Raw genomic sequence first — 2,428 nt, 5'->3', positions numbered from 1 at the left:
AAAAAAGCGGGGAACAATCAAGTTCCCCGCTAGAAGAATAATGCGGCAGCGTGTTAGTCTCCCACACCCTATCGAGTGCAGTACCCTCACCGTATCAGGCCTTAGCTTCCGGGTTCGGAATGGGACCGGGCGTCTCACCTGAGCCATGACCACCGCAAAACTAGATTATACACTCACTATAAGCGAGCGGCAAGCTGGCGGTTTGGGAACCGGACATGAACGCGAGCAAACAGAAGAAACAATCATCAAAATCAACAACTTAACCATAATCATGACCGTTTAACACTCCCTAATGTTAAGAGAATTAAACGATAAGTAATACAAGTAGTATCACAATCGCCCATTAGTACTGGTCAGCTCCACCCCTTACAGGGCTTCCACATCCAGCCTATCAACCACGTGTTCTACATGGGGGCTCACACACAAAGTGCAAGGAATGCTAATCTTGGAGCAGGCTTCCCGCTTAGATGCTTTCAGCGGTTATCCCTTCCAAACGTAGCTAACCGGCAGCGCCACTGGCGTGACGACCGGCATACCAGAGGTTCGTCCACCCAGGTCCTCTCGTACTATGGGCAGGTCTCCTCAACATTCCAACGAGCGCAGAGGATAGAGACCAAACTGTCTCACGACGTTCTGAACCCAGCTCGCGTGCCGCTTTAATCGGCGAACAGCCGAACCCTTGGGACCTGCTCCAGCCCCAGGATGCGACGAGCCGACATCGAGGTGCCAAACCATCCCGTCGATATGGACTCTTGGGAATGATCAGCCTGTTATCCCCGGGGTACCTTTTATCCGTTGAGCGATGCCACGTCCGTACGCCGGCACCGGATCACTATCTCCGACTTTCGTCCCTGCTCGACCCGTCAGTCTCACAGTCAAGCCCGCTTGTGCGATTACACTCAACACCCGATTGCCAACCGGGCTGAGCGGACCATTGAGCGCCTCCGTTACTCTTTAGGAGGCAACCGCCCCAGTTAAACTACCCGCCAGGCACTGTCCCTAACACGGATAACGTGTCGAGGTTAGACGCCAGATATGGAAAGAGCGGTATTTCACTTGTTGACTCCACGCAAGCTAGCGCCCACGCTTCACAGCCTCCCGCCTATGCTACACGATCCACACCTAACGACAATACCAAGGTATAGTAAAGGTCCCGGGGTCTTTTCGTCCTTCTGCGCTTAACGAGCATCTTTACTCGTACTGCAATTTCGCCGGGCTCCTGGCCGAGACAGTGGGGAAGTCGTTACGCCATTCGTGCAGGTCGGAACTTACCCGACAAGGAATTTCGCTACCTTAGGATGGTTATAGTTACCACCGCCGTTTACCGGGGCTTAAATTCACCGCTTCGCCAAAGCTAACGGATCCTCTTAACCTTCCGGCACCGGGCAGGCGTCAGAGCGTATACAGCGGCTTACGCCTTCGCACGCTCCTGTGTTTTTGGTAAACAGTCGCTACCCCCTAGCTTGTGCCACCCCCAACAGCTCCGCTTGTAAAAAACATCACCATCAGGGGTCTCCCTTATGCCGAAGGCACGGGAGTAATTTGCCGAGTTCCTTGGCCAGGATTCGCCCGATCGCTTCGGTATACTCTACCAGACCACCAGTGTCGGTTTAGGGTACGAGCGGAATCACACCTCACGTTGAAGCTTTTCTCGGCAAGCAGGATCACCGGAATCAGCCATACGGCCTACCCATCACGCCTCAGCTTAAACATCCCCCGGATTTACCTAGGAGACAGCCCACACGCTTAGCCACGGAAAACCACCTCCGCAGCCGGCTACCTACCCGCGTCACTCCCACGCTAACCTACTACCGATACGCTCCCAACACTAAACCAGAAGAAAACCCCGAAAGGCAATCAACCAGAATAACGAAGGTTAGTACTCTCAGATTCAGTTCGAACGGTGTAACACCGGTACGGGAATATCAACCCGTTCATCCATTCGACTACGCCTGTCGGCCTCGCCTTAGGACTCGACTCACCCGGGGACGACGAACGTGGCCCCGGAACCCTTAGTCATTCAGCGGACAGGATTCACACCTGTCTCTCGCTACTCATGTCTGCATTCTCACTCCCGTATAGTCCACGACAAGTTCACACTGCCGCTTCACCCCATACAGGACGCTCTCCTACCCCGCGTGAAAAATCACGCAGTCGCGTCTTCGGTGGCGTGCTTAAGCCCCGCTACATTGTCGGCGCGGAACCACTAGACCAGTGAGCTGTTACGCACTCTTTCAAGGATGGCTGCTTCTGAGCCAACCTCCTGGCTGTCTATGCGACTCCACATCCTTTCCCACTTAGCACGCGCTTCGGGACCTTAGACGACGATCAGGGCTGTTTCCCTTTTGACGACGGAGCTTATCCCCCGCCGACTCACTGCCATGATAAACCTAACAGGTATTCGGAGTTTGGCTGCTATTAGTACCCG

At 54.2% G+C, this 2,428-nt stretch carries 2 rRNA genes; both read right to left on the bottom strand.

From position 1 onward, the window contains the following. Positions 1 to 40: 40 nt before the first annotated feature. Positions 41 to 157: ribosomal RNA gene (gene rrf / locus D0T20_RS06340) — 5S ribosomal RNA — on the bottom strand. Positions 158 to 323: 166 nt separating this feature from the next. Continuing rightward, a 23S ribosomal RNA gene (locus tag D0T20_RS06335) occupies positions 324 to 2,428 on the bottom strand; the annotation flags it as partial.

Source organism: Gardnerella piotii (genome assembly GCF_003397585.1).
In the GTDB taxonomy this organism is placed as follows: domain Bacteria; phylum Actinomycetota; class Actinomycetes; order Actinomycetales; family Bifidobacteriaceae; genus Bifidobacterium; species Bifidobacterium piotii.
The sequence above is the reverse complement of the archived record's forward strand: the minus strand, read 5'-3'. Positions and strand labels throughout refer to the sequence as shown.